The organism is Mesorhizobium sp. P160219 (genome assembly GCF_057786095.1).
The window spans coordinates 2,808,674-2,826,484 of record NZ_JBYNWG010000001.1 but is presented as its reverse complement, the minus strand read 5'-3'; the positions used below and the strand labels follow the sequence as shown (position 1 = coordinate 2,826,484).

Genomic DNA, 17,811 nt, shown 5'->3' with positions numbered 1-17,811 from the left:
CTGGGAACCAGTTCTTGTGCACAAGACCTTTGCTCGTGGCCTCATGCAATCATATCAGGCGGGCACGTTCCAGATTTCTTTCGCATATTGGCGGATCGTGCGATCGGAAGAGAACCAGCCGACGCGGGCAACGTTGCGGATAGCGCGCGCGTACCAATCGGGGCTGTTGCGCCAGACGGCGTCGACATCGCGCTGGGCGGCGGCATAGGCGTCGAAATCCGCCGCCACCATGAACCAATCGCTGTTGTAGAGACCGTCGACCAGCTCGCGGTAGCGATCCGGCTGGTCGGGCGAGAACACGCCCGACGATACTGCGGCAACAGCCTGCGCCAATTCAGGGGAGCCCTCGATCACGGCGCGCGGGTTGTAGCCATTGCTGCGCCGCTCGGCGACTTCCGCCGTGCTCAGGCCGAAGATGAAGATGTTGTCGTCGCCGACGCATTCCGTGATCTCGACATTGGCGCCGTCGAGCGTGCCGATGGTCAAGGCGCCGTTCAGCGCGAACTTCATGTTGCCGGTGCCCGACGCCTCCATGCCGGCAGTCGAAATCTGCTCGGACAGGTCGGCGGCCGGCATCATCACCTCGGCCAGGCTGACATTGTAGTTCGGCACGAACACCACTTTCAGCAGGCCGCGCACCGACGGGTCGCTGTTGATGACCTTGGCAACGTCGTTGGCCAGTTTGATGATCAGCTTGGCATTGTGGTAGCTGGGCGCCGCTTTGCCGCCGAAGAATTTGACGCGCGGCATCCAGTCCTGTTCGGGATGCGAGCGGATCTGGTCGTAGAGCGCGATCGCTTCCAGGATGTTGAGCAGCTGGCGCTTGTATTCGTGGATGCGCTTGACCTGGATGTCGAACAGCGCCGACGGGTCGAGCTTGATGCCGAGCCGGTCGGCGACCAGATTGGCGAGCTTGATCTTGTTGGAGCGCTTGACGGCGGCGAACTTGTCGCGGAAGGCGGCGTCACCGGCAAAGGCTTCGAGCCCCTTGATGGCGTCGATGTCGTCGAGGAAACGGTCCCCGATCGCCGCGCGGGCGAGCGCGGTGAGGCCTGGATTGCACTGGATCAGCCAGCGGCGTGGCGTGATTCCGTTGGTCTTGTTGTTGATGCGATCGGGATAGAGCTTGTGGAGATCGGCAAACACCGTCTCCTTCATCAGCTCGGTGTGCAACGCCGACACGCCATTGATCGAGTGCGAGCCGACAAAGGCCAGGTTACCCATGCGCACGCGGCGGTCGCCATTTTCCTGGATCAGCGAGATGCGGCTGATCTGCTCATTGGAAAACTGGTTGGTGGCGCGGGCCTCAAGCAAAACCTGCGCATTGATGGCGTAGACGATCTGCATATGGCGCGGCAAAAGCCGTTCGAACAGCGGCACCGGCCAGCTTTCCAGCGCCTCCGGTAGCAGCGTGTGGTTGGTGTAGCCGAAGGTGCGCTTGGTAATATCCCAGGCCTGGTCGAAATCCATGCCATGGACGTCCATCAGCAGGCGCATCAGCTCCGGCACGGCGATCGCCGGATGGGTGTCGTTGAGATGGATCGCCGCCTTGTCGGGCAGCGAGGCGAGATCGCCATACTGGCTGAGATGGCGCTGGACGATGTCCTGCAGCGACGCGGTGGAGAAGAAATATTCCTGCCGCAGCCGCAGTTCCTGGCCGGCCTTGTGGGAATCGGCGGGGTAAAGCACGCGCGACAAGGCATCGGCCTTGTTGCTTTCGGCCAGCGCGCCGATGTGGTCGCCGGCGTTGAACTTGTCGAGCAGGATCGGATCGACCGGCATGCCGGACCAAAGCCGCAGCGTGTTGACGCGGTTGGCGCGCCAGCCGACCACCGGCGTGTCGTAGGCGACGGCCTGGACATGCTCGGTCGGCTTCCAGACGTGACGCTCGAGCCGGCCATCCTTGGAGGTGATCGATTCCACCGAGCCGCCGAAGCCGACCTCGAAGGCACGTTCGCGGCGCTCGAACTCCCAGGGGTTGCCGTGGTCGAGCCAGGTTTCGGGCAGTTCGACCTGCCAGCCGTCATGGATCTCCTGGCGGAACATACCGTTGGCGTAGCGAATGCCGTAGCCGTGGGCCGGAATGTCGACGGTCGCCATGCTTTCCATGAAGCAGGCGGCGAGCCGGCCAAGACCGCCATTGCCGAGCGCCGCATCCGGTTCGAGCCCGGCGATGAGGTCCAGGTCGACGCCCAGCGACTTGAGCGCTTCGCGCATATTGTCCATCAGGCCGAGATTGGAGAAGGCATCGCGCATAAGCCGGCCGATGAGGAATTCGAGCGACAGGTAATAGACGCGCTTTTCCTGCTGGGCGTAGGCCTCCTGCGTCGCCTGCATCCAGTGATCGACGATGCGGTCGCGCACGACCTTGATCGAGGCGGTCAGCCAATCATATTGCGTAGCAACGGAGGTGCCTTTGCCGACCCGGTATTTGAGAGCCAGCAAGACTTCGTCGGCCAGCGTCTTGGGATCGGGTATTTCGAGATCGGGGGCTTTGGCTGTCATTGTTCGCGTCATACTGCCTCTCGTGATCGTGCTGCGATCATACCGGCTTTCGCTCTCAGTCCCAGCCTATCCTAGTGCATCGCAACATACGTTCAATCGATTTAGACCAGCATGCCGCCAGTTCCCCTGCGGCAATTTATCCGTCGAGCGGATCAGGCAGCGAGTGCAGCCTCCGGCGGAACCTTCGCTCCCGTCATGAAGGCGACGGCGTCGGACATGGTATATTGCTTGGGATCGATGACGCAGAGGCGACGTCCCAGCCGATGGATATGGATACGGTCGGCCACCTCGAAGACATGCGGCATGTTGTGCGAGATCAGCACGATCGGCAGGCCTCTTTTCTTGACATCGAGGATCAGTTCCAGCACGCGGCGGCTCTCCTTGACGCCGAGTGCCGCGGTCGGCTCGTCCATGATCACCACGCGGCTGCCGAAAGCGGCGGCGCGCGCCACCGCCACGCCCTGACGCTGGCCGCCCGACAGTGTTTCCACCGCCTGGCTGATGTTCTGGATGGTCATCAGGCCAAGCTCGGTCAGCTTGTCGCGGGCGCGCTTTTCCATTGCCGGCCGGTCGAGCATGCGAAGCCAGTCGCCGAGGAAGCCGGGTTTGCGGATCTCGCGGCCGAGGAACATGTTGTCGGCGATCGACAGGGCCGGCGACAAAGCCAGGTTTTGGTAGACCGTCTCGATGCCCGCCTCGCGCGCCTCCATGGGCGATTTGAAAGCGACAGCCTTGCCTTCAAGACGGATCTCGCCTTCGTCGGGCACGGCGGCGCCGGAAATCGCCTTGATCAGCGATGATTTGCCGGCGCCATTGTCTCCGATGACGGCCAGGATTTCGCCGGGGTAGAGGTCGAAGTCGGCATTGTCGAGGGCGGTGACACGGCCATAGCGCTTGATCAGGCCGCGCGCGGTGAGGATGGGTTCCACGGTCATGCCGAAACCTTTCTGATCCATTGGTCGATCGCCACGGCGCCGATGATCAGCACACCGGTGAGCAGCACCTTCCATTGCGGATCGGCGCCCAGCATGTTGAGGCCCATCGAGACGACACCGACGATCATCGCGCCGAAAAGCGTGCCCAGAATTGAGCCGCGCCCGCCGAACAGTGAAATGCCGCCGATCACCGTCGCAGTTATCGCCTGCAGGTTGTAGTCGGTGACGGCGGCTGACGGTGAGATCGAGCCGTTGCGGCCGATGGAAACCCAGGCAGCGAAAGCTGCGATCAACCCGGCAAGGGTGTAGACCGTCATCAACACCTTCTTGGTCTGGATGCCAGACAGCTTCGCCGCCTCCTGATCATCACCAACGGCGTAGACGTGGCGGCCCCAGGCGGTGTGATTGAGCACGTACCAGAGGATCAAAACGAGCACGACCGTGGCGATGACGCCCAGTGTCAGCACCGCCGTGCCGATCTTGAAACTCAGGGCAAAGAGATGCAGCAGCGGCGCCTGGGCGTCGACGTCGGTATCGCGGATCGTCTCGTTGGCCGAATAGATGAAGTTGGTCGCCATGACGATGTTCCAGGTGCCGAGCGTGACGATGAACGGCGGCAGCTTCATGTAGGCGACCAGCAAACCGTTAAGCAGGCCGCAGGCTGCGCCGGCGGCAAGCCCGATGGGCACTGCGAGCACGGCCGGCATGCCGTAGCTGACCGCGCAATTGCCCATGATCACGGCTGAAATCACCATGATCACGCCGATCGACAGGTCGATGCCGGCGGTCAGGATGACCAGTGTCTGCGCGGCACCGAGGATGCCGACGATGGCGATCTGCTGCAGGATCAGCGTCAGCGTATAGGATGAGAAGAAACGCCCGCCAATGGCGATGCCGAAAATTACGATCGACAGGACCAGCACAATCAGCGGCACCGCCGCCGGCGTGGAGTGCAGGAAATGCTGGATGCGCTTGACGGCCGATTTGTGCTCGTCAAAGGCGGCAACGCTTGTGTCGCTGCTCGAGAGAACCTTCTCGAATTCCTGTGCTTGAGCCATGTTTCCTCCCCTGGGCTTCAGCTCCATGCCGATACCCGCTCGCGCCTGTCCGGTCTGCTGCCGGGATTATTCGCGTGACGCATCGTCCACCCGAAGCGGCCGGGGATCAAGCCCCCGGCCGTCAGCTTGCCGCTGGCTGTCAGGCAGCCATCAGCCCCAGCACTTGGCGAGGCCTTCCTTGGTGTCGATCGACTTCACGCCATTGGCCGGCTTGTCGGTGACGAGGTTGACGCCGGTGTCGAAGAAGTTCTTGCCTTCGGTCGGCTTCGGCTTGGCGCCGTCCTTAGCGAAGGCGGCGATCGCCTCGATGCCGAGTGCCGCCATCTGCAGCGGGTATTGCTGCGAGGTGGCGCCAATGACGCCTTCGGTCACCGACTTCACGCCGGGGCAGCCGCCATCGACCGAGACGATCAGCACCTGGCTTTCGAGACCGACCGCCTTGAGCGCCTGGTAGGCGCCGACAGCGGCGGGCTCGTTGATGGTGTGGATGACGGTGATGGAGTTGTCCTTCTGCAGAAGGTTTTCCATCGCCTTGCGGCCGCCTTCTTCATTGCCGTTGGTGACGTCGTGGCCGACGATGCGGGCATCGTCCTCATCGCCGATCTTGTTGGGATCCTTCACGTCGATGCCGAAGCCCATCATGAAGCCCTGGTCGCGCAGCACATCCACGGTCGGCTGTGAGGGGGTCAGGTCGAGGAAACCGATCTTGGCGTCCTTGGCCTTGTCGCCGAGGGTCGCGGCTGCCCAGGCGCCGATCAGCTTGCCGGCTTCCAGATTGTCCGTCGCGAAGGTCGCGTCGGCGGCATCGATCGGGTCCAGCGGGGTATCGAGCGCGATCACCAGCAGGCCGGCGTCACGCGCCTTCTTCACCGTCGGCACAATTCCCTTGGTGTCGGACGCGGTGATCAGGATGCCCTTGGCGCCGTCGGCGATGCAGCTTTCGATCGCCGCCACCTGGCTCTCGCTGTCGCCGTCGATCTTGCCGGCATAGGTCTTGAGGTCGACGCCAAGTTCCTTGGCCTTGGCGGTCGCGCCCTCCTTCATCTTGACGAAGAAGGGGTTGGTGTCGGTCTTGGTGATCAGGCAGGCGCCGACGCCGGCGGCCGATGCTGTCGAAGCAAACGCCATCAGGCCGAGGCCCGCCGCGGCGAACACGGTGGACTTCAATAATGCTTTGGTCACGATCTTCCTCCCATGGAACCATGCGGATGCCGCCAACCGGCATCTCGAGCGCATCCACTGAAGTTCTCCCAGTGTGGACGCGCCCTCAAATGACACCAGCGGGAGCCGCCTGTCAATAATTAAATCACTCTTATTTATTATTGACAGCTTTGCGTGGTTCACTCATTCTGCCGCAAAAGCAGTAAGAATAAACCAAGGGAAGGAACAAGGGTGGAGACCGGCATTGCAAGGCACGGTTCGCCCGAGGCGGCCGCCAGCCGTCTCCACCGTGGCACCAACCAGAGCGGCATGCGCGACCACAATGAGCGGCTGGTGCTGTCGCTGGTTCGCCAGCATGGCAGCCTGGCCAAATCAGACATTGCGCGCATGACCGGGCTTTCAGCGCAGACCGTCTCGGTCATCATGCGCGAACTGGAGGAAGACAGCCTGCTGCTGCGCCAAGCGCCGTTGCGCGGCAAGATCGGCCAGCCCTCCATCCCGATGGCGCTGAACCCCGAAGGCGCCTTCTTCATCGGCCTCAAGATCGGCCGCCGCAGCGCCGAACTGGTGCTGATCGATTTCCTCGGAACTGTGCGTTCCATGCTGCAGCACTCCTACCGCTATCCGGCGCCGCGCGAGACGGTTGAGTTCGTCACCGAAGGCATGAAGACGATGCGCGCCGAACTGACACCTGCGCAGGACAAGCGCATTGCCGGGCTCGGCATCGCCATGCCGTTCGAACTGTGGAACTGGGCCGACACCGCCGGCGCGCCGCGCGACATCATGGACGAATGGCGCCATCGCGACATCCGTGCCGACATCCAGGCGCAGTGCGAATTCCCGGTCTATCTGCAGAATGACGCCACCTCCGCCTGCGGCGCCGAACTGGTGTTCGGCCAGACCGGCGGGGCGCGCGACTTCGTCTATTTCTATATCGGCGCCTTTGCCGGCGGCGGCATCGTGCTCAACGGCCGGCTGTTCGGCGGGCCAACCGGAAATGCCGGGGCGCTGGGTTCGATGCCGGTGCCGGGGCCGGACGGCAAGCCGACGCAGCTCATCGACGTCGCCTCGATCGCCATGCTGGAAAAGGCGCTTAACGCACGCGGCGTCGAGGCTTCGCATCTGTGGACGTCGCCTGAGGATTGGGGCGAGATCGGTCACGAGCTCGACGACTGGATCGCCAATGCCGCTCAGGCGCTGGCCTATGCCATCGTATCGGCGTCCTCGGTGATCGATTTCGAGGCCGCGGTGATCGACGGCTGGATGCCGCTCGCTGTCCGGCGCCGGCTCGTCGATGCGATCAGGCAGGCGATCGGTACGATCGATGGCGAAGGGCTGAAGCTTCCGGTGGTGCGCGAAGGCACCGTCGGCATCCATGCCCGCGCGCTGGGCGGCGCCAGCCTGCCGCTGTCCGAACGCTTCCTCATCGGTTCGACCACGATTTCCAGGAGCATCTGAATGCTGATCGGTATTCCGTCGCTGCTCGGTCCGGAGCTTCTGGCGACATTGCGCGCCATGGGCCATGGCGACGAGATCGCGCTCGTCGACGGCAACTATCCGGCGGAAGAACAGGCAAACCGGCTGATCCGCGCCGACGGTCTTCACCTCATACCGGTGCTTGACGCCATTTTGAGCGTGCTGCCGGTGGACGACTTCGTGCCGGAAGCGCTGTTTCGTGCCTCGGTAAAAGGCGATCCCTCGGTCGCCGATCCGGTCCACCATGAAATCGAAACGATCTGCACCAGGCGCGCGCCGGGCCGCAAGGTGGTTGCGCTGGCGGGCGCCGACTTCTATGCACGCGTCCGGTCGGCATATGCGATCGTCGGGACCAGCGAACCCCGGCTCTACGCCAACATCATCATCCGCAAGGGCGTGATCTATCCGCCGGAGAACAAGAAATCATGATCCTCTGCTGCGGCGAAGCCCTGATCGACATGCTGCCGCGCACCACGACACAGGGCGAGCCGGCCTTTGCGCCCTATGTCGGCGGCGCGGTGTTCAACACGGCGATCGCGCTTGGCCGCCTCGGCGCGCCCGCCGGCTTCTTTTCCGGCCTGTCGTCGGATCTGTTCGGCGGCCAGTTCCGCGAGGCGCTCGGCGCAAGCAAGGTCAGCTCCACCTATGCGCACACCTCCCCTCGCCCGACCACGCTCGCCTTCGTGCGGCTCACCAACGGCCAGGCGACCTACACTTTCTACGACGAAAACACCGCCGGGCGCATGCTGACGACAGAGGATCTGCCGAAACTGGGCGCCGAGATCGAAGCCATGCTGTTTGGCGCCATCAGCCTGATTTCGGACCCGGCGGGTGCTGCCTACGAAGAATTCATGAAACGCGAGCACGAACGCCGCGTCATGATGCTCGACCCCAACATCCGGCCGAACTTCATCCCCGACAAAGCCAAGCACCTCCGGCGCATCCGCTCGATGATGGCGATGGCCGACATCGTGAAGCTATCGGATGAGGATCTGCACTGGTTCGGCGAGGCCGGCTCGCATGAGGACGTCATCCGCAACTGGCTGGATCGCGGCCCGAAGCTGATCGTCGTTACCCACGGCAGCGAAGGTGCCGTCGGCTACAGCAGGGAACACAAGGTCACGGTGATGCCGCATAAGGTGGAGGTGGTCGACACGGTCGGCGCCGGCGACACTTTCAATGCCGGCATTCTGGCCTCGCTGCACGAGCAAGGCCTGCTCACCAAGGCCGGGATCGGCGGCCTTTCGGAGGACGCCATCCGTCAGGCGCTGGCGCTCGGCGCCAAAGCGGCGGCGGTGACCGTGTCGCGGGCCGGCGCCAACCCGCCCTGGCGGCACGAAATCGCCTGATCCACGCTTAGTCCGCCGCCAGCCGCTGCAAGCAGCCGATCACTTTATGTTTCCGCGAGCCGGAAAGACGGACTGATCAGCCGGATTAATAGGCGGCGAAGCCCGGATTTCCGGCATCTTGCGGCAATGCAGGGAAAGCCTGAAGTAACAGGCTGCGACACCTAGACAACCCGTCCCGCGGCCGGTCCGGCTTTCTAGACCGGCCCAACTCTGGTACCAGCGGCCCGGTTAAGTTGTTGTTTCTGTGCGTGTCATTGTCCCCGGGGCAGCCCGCACCACACCGTTTTGAGGCCGACATGCAGTTCATCGATCTTGGCGCGCAGCGCGAACGTATCCGCGACCGGCTGAAGGCCGCGATCGACAATGTCGTCGAGGAAGGCCGCTATATCCTCGGACCGCAAGTCACCGAATTCGAAAACAAGCTCGCAGCCTATATCGGCACCAAGCATGTCGTGGCCTGCGCCAACGGCACCGACGCGCTGCTGTTGCCGCTGTTTGCCGCCGGCATCGGCCCCGGCGACGCGGTGTTCGTGCCGAGCTTCACCTTTGCCGCGACGGCGGAAGTGGTGGCGCTTGCCAAGGCCGAACCAGTGTTCGTCGATGTCGAGGCCGAGACCTACAACATCGACATCGCCAGCCTCGAGGCGGCGATCGCCATGATCAAGAAGGAAGGCCGGCTGAAGCCGAAGGCGATCATTCCCGTCGACTTGTTTGGGCTTGCCGCCAACTACGAGGCGATCATGGCGATTGCCAGGCGCGAAGGGCTGCTGGTGATCGAGGATGCGGCGCAGTCGATCGGCGGTTCGGCCGACGGCACAATGTGCGGCGCCTTCGGCCATGTCGGCTCGACCAGCTTTTATCCGGCCAAGCCGCTGGGCTGCTACGGCGATGGCGGCGCGATGTTCACCAATGACGACGCGCTGGCCGACCAGCTGCGCTCGTTTGCGTTCCACGGTAAGGGCGGGACGCAGTATGACAATGTCCGCGTCGGCATCAATTCACGCCTCGACACCATCCAGGCGGCGATCCTGATCGAGAAACTCGCCATCCTCGAAGACGAGATGGTCGCCCGCCAGGTCGTGGCCAAGCGCTACGCCGAAGGTCTCGGCGACATCGTCAAGGCGTCACGCAATCTGGGCGGTGGCCGCTCGGCCTGGGCGCAATACGCCATCGAGACGCCGAAGCGCGACGGGTTGAGGGCGCATCTCGGCGAAAAGGGCATCCCTTCGGTGATCTATTATGTGAAGCCGCTGCACGAGCAGGTCGCCTATCGCGACTATCCGCGCACGCCGACCGGGCTTGCGGTTTCGGAGGAACTGCCGAAGCGCATCCTGTGCCTGCCGATGCATCCCTATCTCAGCGAAGCCGACCAGGACCGCATCATCGAGACGATCCGCAACTACATTGGCTCGAACTCGGCGCATGTAGCGGCGGCGTAAGTTACGCCGCGTCCGCCGCCTTCCCGCTCGCAATAAAATGCGGGTTGGCGAAATCCTCGTCGTCGCTCTGTTTGCGCTTGCCATAGGTGAGCGGCTCGCCGTCCAGCGTGCGCGTCATGCCGCCGGCGGCGCGCAGTACGGCGTCGCCGGCCGCCGTGTCCCATTCCATGGTGCGGCCGAAGCGCGGATAGATGTCGGCTTCGGCTGCGGCGAGCAGGCAGAATTTCAGCGATGAGCCGACCGAGACGATCTCGGCGGCGCCGAGATCCTTGATGAAGGCTTCGGTCTCCGGGGTGTTGTGCGAGCGGCTGGCAACGACCGCCAGCGGCGTGACCGCCCTCCTAACCGAAATCCGCCGGCGGCCGACGATACGGAAGTCGCCATCGACCTCGATTGCTTCGGCCCAGCCCGGCCGTCCAGAGAAGAACCGCCCGCTGCACGGTGCGAAGACGACGCCGATCTCCGGCACGCCGTGCCGGACAAGCGCGATGTTGACGGTGAAATCGGTCCGGCGGTTGACGAATTCCTTCGTTCCATCGAGCGGATCGATCAGGAAGAAGGCGCCATCCAGATCGGGCGGCACAATGCCTTCGGCGACCTCTTCCTCGGCCACGCAGGGAATATCGGGATAGGCCGCACGCAGGCCGGCGAGGATGATCGTCTCGCTCTCGCGGTCGGCTTCCGTGACCGGCGAGGAGTCCGACTTGCTGTCGACCGCGCAGCCGGCCTTGAAGACCCGCATCACCTCGCGTCCGGCTTCGAGCGCCAGGCGCTCGAACACGTCGAGCATCACTTCGTCGTCAGATGCCGCCGCCGCTGTCATATTGGTCTTCGGCAATGTCGCGCTCATTCAGCCAGTGTTCCAGAGCCTCTACCATCTCCTCGGCCGTCTTGCCGAGTGTCTTGAGATGGATTTCGGGATTTTCGGGAGCTTCATACGGGGAATCGACGCCGGTGAAGTTCTTGATCTCGCCATTCAGCGCCCGTGCGTAAAGGCCTTTCGGGTCGCGTCGGGCGCATTCCTCGAACGGCGTATCGACGAACACTTCGACGAACTCGCCGTCGGCCATCAACTCCCTGGCCATGCGCCGCTCGGCGCTGAAGGGGGAAATGAAGGAGACGATGACGATCAGCCCGGCATCGGCCATCAGCTTTGCCACTTCGGCGACACGGCGGATGTTTTCGACCCGATCGGCGTCGGTGAAGCCGAGATCGCGGTTGAGGCCGTGGCGGACATTGTCGCCGTCGAGAATGTAGGTGTGGCGCCCGGAAGCGAACAGCTTCTTCTCGAGCAAGTTGGCGATGGTCGACTTGCCCGAACCGGAAAGGCCGGTGAACCAGAACACGGCGGGACGCTGGCTCTTCAAGTCGGAACGGCCACGCTTGCCGACATCGAGCGACTGCCAGTGGATGTTTTCGGCGCGGCGCAAGGTATGCAGGATCATGCCGGCGCCGACCGTGGCATTGGTGATGCGGTCGATCAGGATGAAGGCGCCGGTATCGCGGTTGTCGGCGAAGGTGTCGAAGGCGATCGGCGCCCGGGTCGAGATGTTGCAGATGCCGACTTCGTTCATCTCGAGCGACTTCGCCGCCTCGCGAGCGAAGTCGTTGACGTTGACGCGGTATTTCAGGTCGGTGACGGTGGCGCTGGTCTGGTCGGTCTCGGTGCGCAGTATATAGGAGCGTCCCGGCAGCAGCGCTGCCTCGTCGAACCAGACGATGTTGGCGGCGAACTGGTCGGCGACCTGCGGCCGTGCCGCCGGCGACACCAGCATGTTGCCTCTGGAGACCTCGACCTCGTCATCGAGCACAAGGGTGATGGCCTGGCCGGCCACCGCCTGGGCAAGATCGCCGCCTTGCGCGACGATGCGCTTGACCCGCGAGGCCTTGCCGGATTTGGCGACCACCACCTCGTCGCCCTGCGCGACGGAGCCGGACGCGATGGTGCCGGCAAAGCCGCGGAAGTCGAGATTGGGCCGGTTGACATACTGCACCGGAAACCGGAACGGCAGTTCGACCGCGGCCTCGTCGACCGATATAGTTTCGAGATGCTCGATCAGCGACGGGCCGGAATACCACGCCGTCTTGCCGGAGCGGCTGGTGACATTGTCGCCATAGCGGGCCGACATCGGGATCGGCACGATCGTCTGGAAGCCGAGCTCGTGCGAGAACTGCCGGTAATCCTCGACGATACGGTCGAACACCGCCTGGTCGAAATCGACGAGGTCGATCTTGTTGACGGCAAGCACGATATGGCGGATGCCGAGCAGCGAAGCGATGATCGAGTGGCGCCGGGTCTGGCGCAGCACAGCCTGGCGCGCATCGATCAGCACGATGGCGAGATCGGCAGTCGATGCGCCGGTCGCCATGTTGCGGGTGTACTGTTCATGGCCGGGCGTGTCGGCGACGATGAACTTGCGCTTGGGCGTGGCGAAGAAGCGGTAGGCGACGTCGATGGTGATGCCTTGCTCGCGCTCGGCCTCGAGGCCGTCGACCAGAAGCGCGAAGTCGATGTCGTCGCCAGTGGTGCCGTGCTTGCGGGAATCGCGCTCGAGTGCGGCGAGCTGGTCCTCGAAGATCTGCTTTGTGTCGGACAGAAGACGGCCGATCAGCGTCGACTTGCCGTCGTCGACCGAGCCGCAGGTGAGGAAGCGCAGCAGCGACTTCTTCTCCTGCGCCGCCATGTATTCGCGCACGCCGTCGGTGGGAGCGAGGCTCTTGGCCAGGATATGGCGCATGCTCAGAAATATCCCTCGCGCTTCTTCTTTTCCATCGAGCCGGCTTCATCGCGGTCGATGAGGCGGCCCTGGCGCTCGGAGGTGCGCGCCGTCAGCATCTCGCCGACGATGGCTTCGAGCGTGTCCGCGTCGGATTCGATGGCGCCGGTCAGCGGATAACAGCCGAGCGTGCGGAAACGCACCAGACGGTTCTCCATCGTCTCACCGGGGCGCAATTGCATGCGATCGTCATCCTTCATGATCAGCATGCCGTCGCGTTCGACCACCGGCCGCTCCTTGGCGAAATAGAGCGGCACGATCGGGATGTTTTCCTGCAGAATGTACTGCCAGATATCGAGCTCGGTCCAGTTCGACAGCGGAAACACGCGGATCGATTCGCCCGGCGCGATGCGGGTGTTGAAGATCTTCCACATCTCCGGCCGCTGGTTCTTCGGGTCCCAGACATGCTGGGCGTTGCGGAAGGAAAAGATGCGCTCCTTGGCGCGCGACTTCTCCTCGTCGCGCCGAGCCCCGCCGAAGGCAGCGTCAAAGCCGTATTTGTCGAGCGCCTGGCGCAACGCCACCGTCTTCATGACATGGGTGTGGGTGTTCGAGCCATGGTCAAAGGGGTTGATACCGTCGCGCACGCCGTCTTCATTGACGTGGACCAGCAGGTCGAAGCCGAGCTTCTGCGCCATCTGGTCGCGAAAGGCGATCATCTCGCGGAACTTCCAGGTGGTGTCGACATGCAGGAAGGGGAAAGGCGGCTTGGCCGGATAGAAGGCCTTCATCGCCAGATGCATCAGCACGGAGGAATCCTTGCCGACGGAATAGAGCATCACCGGCTTGGAGAAGGAGGCGGCAACCTCACGGAAGATGTGGATGGACTCGGCCTCGAGCCGCTGCAGGTGCGTAAGCGCGATGTTCATGGACTGTGAGCGTTCTCTCGTGCAATCCAGACCTTGCATCAGATGGATCGGGCGTCCTTTTCAGCCGCCCGGTTCAAGCTTCACTGCTGGACACTATCGGTTCGTGCCGGCGTTCTAGCAGATCGCCACCTGATATAACAACGCTGGAAAGGCCGGCGGCCACACCGATCGGCAACGAATTTTCCATGAAAAGCCTAGAATCCGAAAATTCCTGCCCGACGGAGCGATAGCATTCAAAGGCCGGGAAAAATCTTGCCTGGACCGAAAGAAACGCCGGCCGGACCTCGTCGCACTTTCGAAAACCGCACCCAGCCGCTATACCGGCTCCTGAACCTGCGCCGGGCGGCATGCCGCAAATGCCGCCGCCAAACGCCGGGCGGCATGCCGCAAATGCCGCCGCCAAACATTGTCCGTCGCCACGCGACCCAGCGCATTGTGAACCAGAGCATTGACCCCGATCTCCGCCATCAAGCAGCACGTTTCGCCGTCACGGATCAACGTCACCTTCTCCATTTTGTGCTTCTTTTTCCCGCCGGTACTGGGATCGGCGGTCAGCTTTTTGTTCAATGGCGGCGGCCTGTGGTCGGTGCTTCTGCTTGCGCTGAAAAGACGGCGTTTCAACATCGACCGGCCGATGACCGCGATGACGGTGGCCATCTATGCCTATTGCGCAGCCAGCGTGCTCGCCTCCATCGTCAACAATTCGATCGCCAGGGATGCGCCGCATCTGGCAGGGCTGATCACCTTCCTGTTTTTCCCTGTCTCATACGCGACCTGGAGCATTACCGAGAAAACCACGCTGACGCGCATCGTCGTGCTGGCGAGCGCCGCCGCCTGTTTTGGCGCCCTGCTGCTGGCGGTCGTGCAATATCACGGGCTGGGCATACGGGCCGAAGGCGGCGCCGGCAATCCGATCGTGTTCGCGACCGTCGCCTGCCTCAGCATGATGATGTGCCTGGCAGGCGCCTTATCGGGTGTCGAAAAGAACAGGGCGTTGCTGGCCTGCGCGACACTGGCCGGCGCGGTCGACATTGTCTATTCGGGGTCGCGGATCATCTGGCTGGCGATGCTGGTGGCCGGCATCGCGGTCCTGCTGATCAACCGTCGCAAGCTCAACAACAGAAACGCCATTCGGCTTTTGCTGATTGCGGGCGCGATCGGCATCGTCATCGCGGTCATTGGTCTCCCCATCATTTCCGAGCGCGCGGCCTTCCTGTTCAGCGACTGGGATGCGCTCGCCACGAAGGGCGACCACACGACCGCGCTCGGCTTGCGCGCAGCACTTTGGCAGATTGGGCTGAGCGCCTTCCACGACATGCCGATTTTCGGTCACGGCATTGCTGCAAGCCGTGAGCTGATAAAGGATGGATTCCACAATCAGTTCCACATGCCGTCCACGGGCTTCAGCCATTTTCACAATGGCTTCCTGACTGCATTGGTGGAGGCCGGGCTGCTTGGAGCCGTAACGCTCGCGGCTGTGTTCTTCGTTGCCGCGAGAAACGCGGCCATCGTGCTGCGCACCAGCACGGACGCGATCGAGCGGTTCGGCGCCACGATGATTGTCGTCACTGCGATCATCTACCTCATCGGCGGCCTGACCGGCATCCTGGTCGGCCACGACATCCTCGATGCCACACTGATGGTGTTCCTGGTGTCCGGGACATATCTTGCATCGGGCCGGCAACAAATGCTGCCGGAACAACAGGCACCGGCCCCGGCGCCCCAGGCAAGCCGGCCGTGAAAGTGCTGGTCACAGGCGCGACGGGTTTCATCGGCAGGCAGGTCGTCAACCAGCTGCGCGAAGCCGGGTTCGGGGTGCGCATGGCATCGCGCCACCCGGAACGGCTCGATCCCGTGAGCGATGCGGTTTTGTTGCCGGACTTCGACGCACCGGCTCAGGCATACCAGGCGCTGATGCGAGATATCACCCATGTCGTCCACTGTGCGGCGCTCAACAACGACCGCAAGGCGAGCGAAGCCGACTTCATGGCAGCCAACGCGACACTGACCGCGCAGCTGGCGCGCGCGGCCGCCTCGCGGACAAGCGGGCGCTTCATCTATCTGTCGTCGATCCGGGCAGTAGCCGGTCCCGGTTTCAGCGGAACGATCAGCGAGGCGACGCTCCCTGCCCCGCAATGCGCCTACGGGCGCTCGAAACGCGAAGGCGAGATCAAGACACTGGAAGCCTATGCGTCCAGGCCCTCCGATGCCACGGCGCTGCGCCTGCCGCCGGTCTATGGCGAAGGCATGAAGGGAAACCTGCGTGGAATGATGCGCATGGGCGGCACGAACCTGTCGCTGCCTGCGGCGATCTTCAGCGGCGTACGATCGCTGATGTCGAGCGAAGCGGCAGCGCGGACCGCGGTGTATCTGTTGAGCCGTCCGCAGCCGCTCCGCCCCGCCTATGTCGCCTGCGACCTACCGCCTCTCCCTGTCTCGGCAATCATCGGGGGTTTCAGGGACGGTCTTGGCTACTCATTGCGGCTGTCCGCTGTGCCTGCTGGCCTGATGCGGGCAGTGCTGACCCTACTGGGCAAACGCAAGGCATGGGACGCGATGGCAGCGACACAGATTTGCGATCCGTCCCTGCTGGTATCCGAAGGCTGGGTGCCGCAGACCGATACGCTCGAACGGCTGACCGAACTCGCGCGGCGCTACAAATCAGGTGCCGTTCGGCAGTAGAAAATCGTGCCTATGAGAATGCGGATATCGAGGCCGATCGAGGCCGCTTTGAGATATTGGGCATCGGTTTCGGCGCAGAGTTTCGGATCCGACATGTCGATGCCTCTCATCTGCGCAAGCCCGGTAATGCCTGGAAGTGCGGCAAGCACACCCAATTGCCTGCGGCGGTCGACCAACTCGGTTTGCGTGGGCAGGCATGGACGCGGCCCGACCAGGCTCATCTCGCCCTTCAGCACGTTCCAGAGCTGCGGCAGCTCGTCGATCTTGAATTTTCGCAGCACCTTACCGGCGGCGGTGACGGAGTTTGCCGGCGCCTGATGCGAGGGCAGAGACGGCGTTCCCACAACCATCGTCCTCAACTTGTGGCAGCGAAACAGCACCCCGTGCTGGCCGACGCGAGTTTGGGAGAGGAGTGCCGGTCCGGGCGACGACAGCCTGATTGCCAGTATGGCAAGCAGGGTGACGGGCGAGGTCAGCGGCAACAGAACCGCCGCCGCGACGAGATCGAAAGCTCGCTTGGGTCCCCTCATGGCCATCTCAGCATGCTCTAGATCCGCCGCCAGATGAAGGCCAGATAGAGCCCAAGTGTACCAGCCAGCGTCTGCCGGTAGACGCCGCTTTTCCGGAGAAGGCGCAGGCGTCGCAAGATACCGCCCTTTCGCGCCCTGATGAACAGGCCGAGGCAGGCGGCGGCATCCCTCGTGAGGATGTCGCGATTGACCGCCAGGCCGCTCAGATTGTGATCGGTCCAGACGGCGAACTCGCCCCTGAAGAGGCGCCCCAGCCGCGACAGCCTCGCCTTCCACGAGACGTTGGCGCCGACCAGGTTTGCCTCATGCTGGCGGTAGCGCACCAGCGGTCGCGGGTCATAGCGGACAATGCCGCCGGCAGCCGTGACGATCAGATAGGTCCACCAGTCATGGCTGACGAACTCGGTCCTTGCCGATGCCTTTGCCAGCAACTTTCGCGCGGCGCGGTTGATCATCATCGTATTGCCGCCGGCAATGCTTTGCACAAGCGCATTGCGAAATGCGGGTGGATGCTGGAACAGCGGCGAATACCCTTGCGCTGCTCCGGTTTCGGACATGGTCGCGGTTCTGGAGCAAAACAGCAGCGGCGTTCCGGCATCGTGCCCTTGCATCCAGGCAATGGCGCTCTCCAGCCTGTCCGGCTCCCAGATGTCGTCCTGGTCGCAGAAGGCGTAGTAGTCGGCCTCGATGCGCGGATCGATGATCATCGCGCGGAAGTTGGCGGCAAAGCCCTGGCGAGGACCATTCGACAGGGTCAACCGGCCTTTGGTCCAGCGGCTCTGCCAGGCGCCGATAATGGCCGAGGTGCCGTCTGTCGAACCGTCGTCGGAAACCCAGAGGTCGACAACAGGATACGATTGCGCAGCCAGCGACGCGAGTTGCTCGTCAAGGAAAGCCGCGCCATCTTTCGTGCCCAGCAGCACGGCCACGCGCTGATCTTGTCTGCTCACTGGTTCAAAATCATCTGCAAACGCCTGGGAACGGCCATCGGATCGGCTTCAATAGCCAATCCCGGTCGATCAGGACAGGC

Annotated in this window: 16 protein-coding genes; 6 read left to right on the top strand and 10 right to left on the bottom strand. The window is 63.2% G+C overall.

Annotation, left to right across the window (positions count from 1 at the left end; genetic code table 11):
* Positions 1–54: 54 nt before the first annotated feature.
* The 4 genes from AC3EMP_RS13575 to AC3EMP_RS13560 all read right to left on the bottom strand — a co-directional run bounded on the left by AC3EMP_RS13575 (position 55) and on the right by AC3EMP_RS13560 (position 5,626).
* On the bottom strand, positions 55–2,517 hold the full coding sequence (locus AC3EMP_RS13575; RefSeq protein WP_352597366.1) for a glycogen/starch/alpha-glucan phosphorylase: 2,463 nt from the start codon (positions 2,515–2,517) through the stop codon (positions 55–57).
* Positions 2,518–2,657: 140 nt separating this feature from the next.
* On the bottom strand, positions 2,658–3,440 hold the full coding sequence (locus tag AC3EMP_RS13570; protein WP_023670726.1) for an ATP-binding cassette domain-containing protein: 783 nt from the start codon (positions 3,438–3,440) through the stop codon (positions 2,658–2,660).
* Positions 3,437–4,498, bottom strand: a complete 1,062-nt coding sequence (locus tag AC3EMP_RS13565) for an ABC transporter permease (RefSeq protein WP_023670725.1) — start codon at positions 4,496–4,498, stop codon at positions 3,437–3,439. Before AC3EMP_RS13565 ends, AC3EMP_RS13570 begins: the two co-directional genes overlap by 4 nt.
* A 150-nt stretch (positions 4,499–4,648) precedes the next feature.
* Positions 4,649–5,626, bottom strand: coding sequence for a sugar ABC transporter substrate-binding protein (locus AC3EMP_RS13560; protein ID WP_081725578.1), 978 nt, complete (start codon positions 5,624–5,626; stop codon positions 4,649–4,651).
* 264 nt (positions 5,627–5,890) lie between these two features.
* Between AC3EMP_RS13560 and AC3EMP_RS13555 the strand changes: the two genes are divergently transcribed.
* The 4 genes from AC3EMP_RS13555 to AC3EMP_RS13540 all read left to right on the top strand — a co-directional run bounded on the left by AC3EMP_RS13555 (position 5,891) and on the right by AC3EMP_RS13540 (position 9,923).
* On the top strand, positions 5,891–7,117 hold the full coding sequence (locus tag AC3EMP_RS13555; protein ID WP_023702241.1) for an ROK family transcriptional regulator: 1,227 nt from the start codon (positions 5,891–5,893) through the stop codon (positions 7,115–7,117).
* Positions 7,118–7,564 carry an RbsD/FucU family protein gene (locus tag AC3EMP_RS13550; protein WP_023684581.1) on the top strand — a complete coding sequence of 149 codons (447 nt, stop codon included), beginning with the start codon at positions 7,118–7,120 and terminating at the stop codon, positions 7,562–7,564.
* Positions 7,561–8,484 (top strand): carbohydrate kinase family protein, encoded by a 924-nt coding sequence (locus tag AC3EMP_RS13545; protein ID WP_023684582.1) that lies wholly within the window; start codon positions 7,561–7,563, stop codon positions 8,482–8,484. Before AC3EMP_RS13550 ends, AC3EMP_RS13545 begins: the two co-directional genes overlap by 4 nt.
* A 296-nt stretch (positions 8,485–8,780) precedes the next feature.
* Positions 8,781–9,923, top strand: a complete 1,143-nt coding sequence (locus AC3EMP_RS13540; protein ID WP_023684583.1) for a DegT/DnrJ/EryC1/StrS family aminotransferase — start codon at positions 8,781–8,783, stop codon at positions 9,921–9,923.
* Position 9,924: 1 nt separating this feature from the next.
* On the opposite strand, the gene cysQ is transcribed toward AC3EMP_RS13540, so the two are convergent.
* The 4 genes from cysQ to AC3EMP_RS13520 form a co-directional block, all read right to left on the bottom strand.
* Positions 9,925–10,713 (bottom strand): 3'(2'),5'-bisphosphate nucleotidase CysQ, encoded by a 789-nt coding sequence (gene cysQ, locus AC3EMP_RS13535; RefSeq protein ID WP_031196090.1) that lies wholly within the window; start codon positions 10,711–10,713, stop codon positions 9,925–9,927.
* A gap of 10 nt (positions 10,714–10,723) precedes the next feature.
* Positions 10,724–12,661 carry a sulfate adenylyltransferase subunit CysN gene (cysN, locus tag AC3EMP_RS13530; protein ID WP_023684584.1) on the bottom strand — a complete coding sequence of 646 codons (1,938 nt, stop codon included), beginning with the start codon at positions 12,659–12,661 and terminating at the stop codon, positions 10,724–10,726.
* 2 nt (positions 12,662–12,663) lie between these two features.
* Positions 12,664–13,569, bottom strand: a complete 906-nt coding sequence (cysD, locus tag AC3EMP_RS13525) for a sulfate adenylyltransferase subunit CysD (RefSeq protein WP_023670717.1) — start codon at positions 13,567–13,569, stop codon at positions 12,664–12,666.
* A 315-nt stretch (positions 13,570–13,884) separates the two neighbouring features.
* Positions 13,885–14,226 (bottom strand): hypothetical protein, encoded by a 342-nt coding sequence (locus AC3EMP_RS13520; RefSeq protein WP_245260079.1) that lies wholly within the window; start codon positions 14,224–14,226, stop codon positions 13,885–13,887.
* Here AC3EMP_RS13520 and AC3EMP_RS13515 point away from each other — a divergent pair.
* Both AC3EMP_RS13515 and AC3EMP_RS13510 read left to right on the top strand, forming a co-directional pair.
* Positions 14,204–15,310: an O-antigen ligase family protein gene (locus AC3EMP_RS13515; protein ID WP_352597364.1), complete on the top strand. Its 1,107-nt coding sequence runs from the start codon at positions 14,204–14,206 to the stop codon at positions 15,308–15,310. The genes AC3EMP_RS13520 and AC3EMP_RS13515 overlap by 23 nt on opposite strands.
* Positions 15,307–16,251, top strand: coding sequence for an NAD-dependent epimerase/dehydratase family protein (locus AC3EMP_RS13510; RefSeq protein ID WP_023816493.1), 945 nt, complete (start codon positions 15,307–15,309; stop codon positions 16,249–16,251). The genes AC3EMP_RS13515 and AC3EMP_RS13510 overlap by 4 nt, the downstream gene beginning before the upstream one ends.
* On the opposite strand, the gene AC3EMP_RS13505 is transcribed toward AC3EMP_RS13510, so the two are convergent.
* On the bottom strand, positions 16,224–16,781 hold the full coding sequence (locus AC3EMP_RS13505) for a sugar transferase (protein WP_023816494.1): 558 nt from the start codon (positions 16,779–16,781) through the stop codon (positions 16,224–16,226). The two genes, AC3EMP_RS13510 and AC3EMP_RS13505, sit on opposite strands and share 28 nt — an antisense overlap.
* Positions 16,782–16,798: 17 nt before the next feature.
* A complete protein-coding gene (locus AC3EMP_RS13500; RefSeq protein WP_023816495.1) occupies positions 16,799–17,731 on the bottom strand; it encodes a glycosyltransferase family 2 protein in 933 nt (310 codons plus the stop codon).
* Positions 17,732–17,811: the final 80 nt, after the last annotated feature.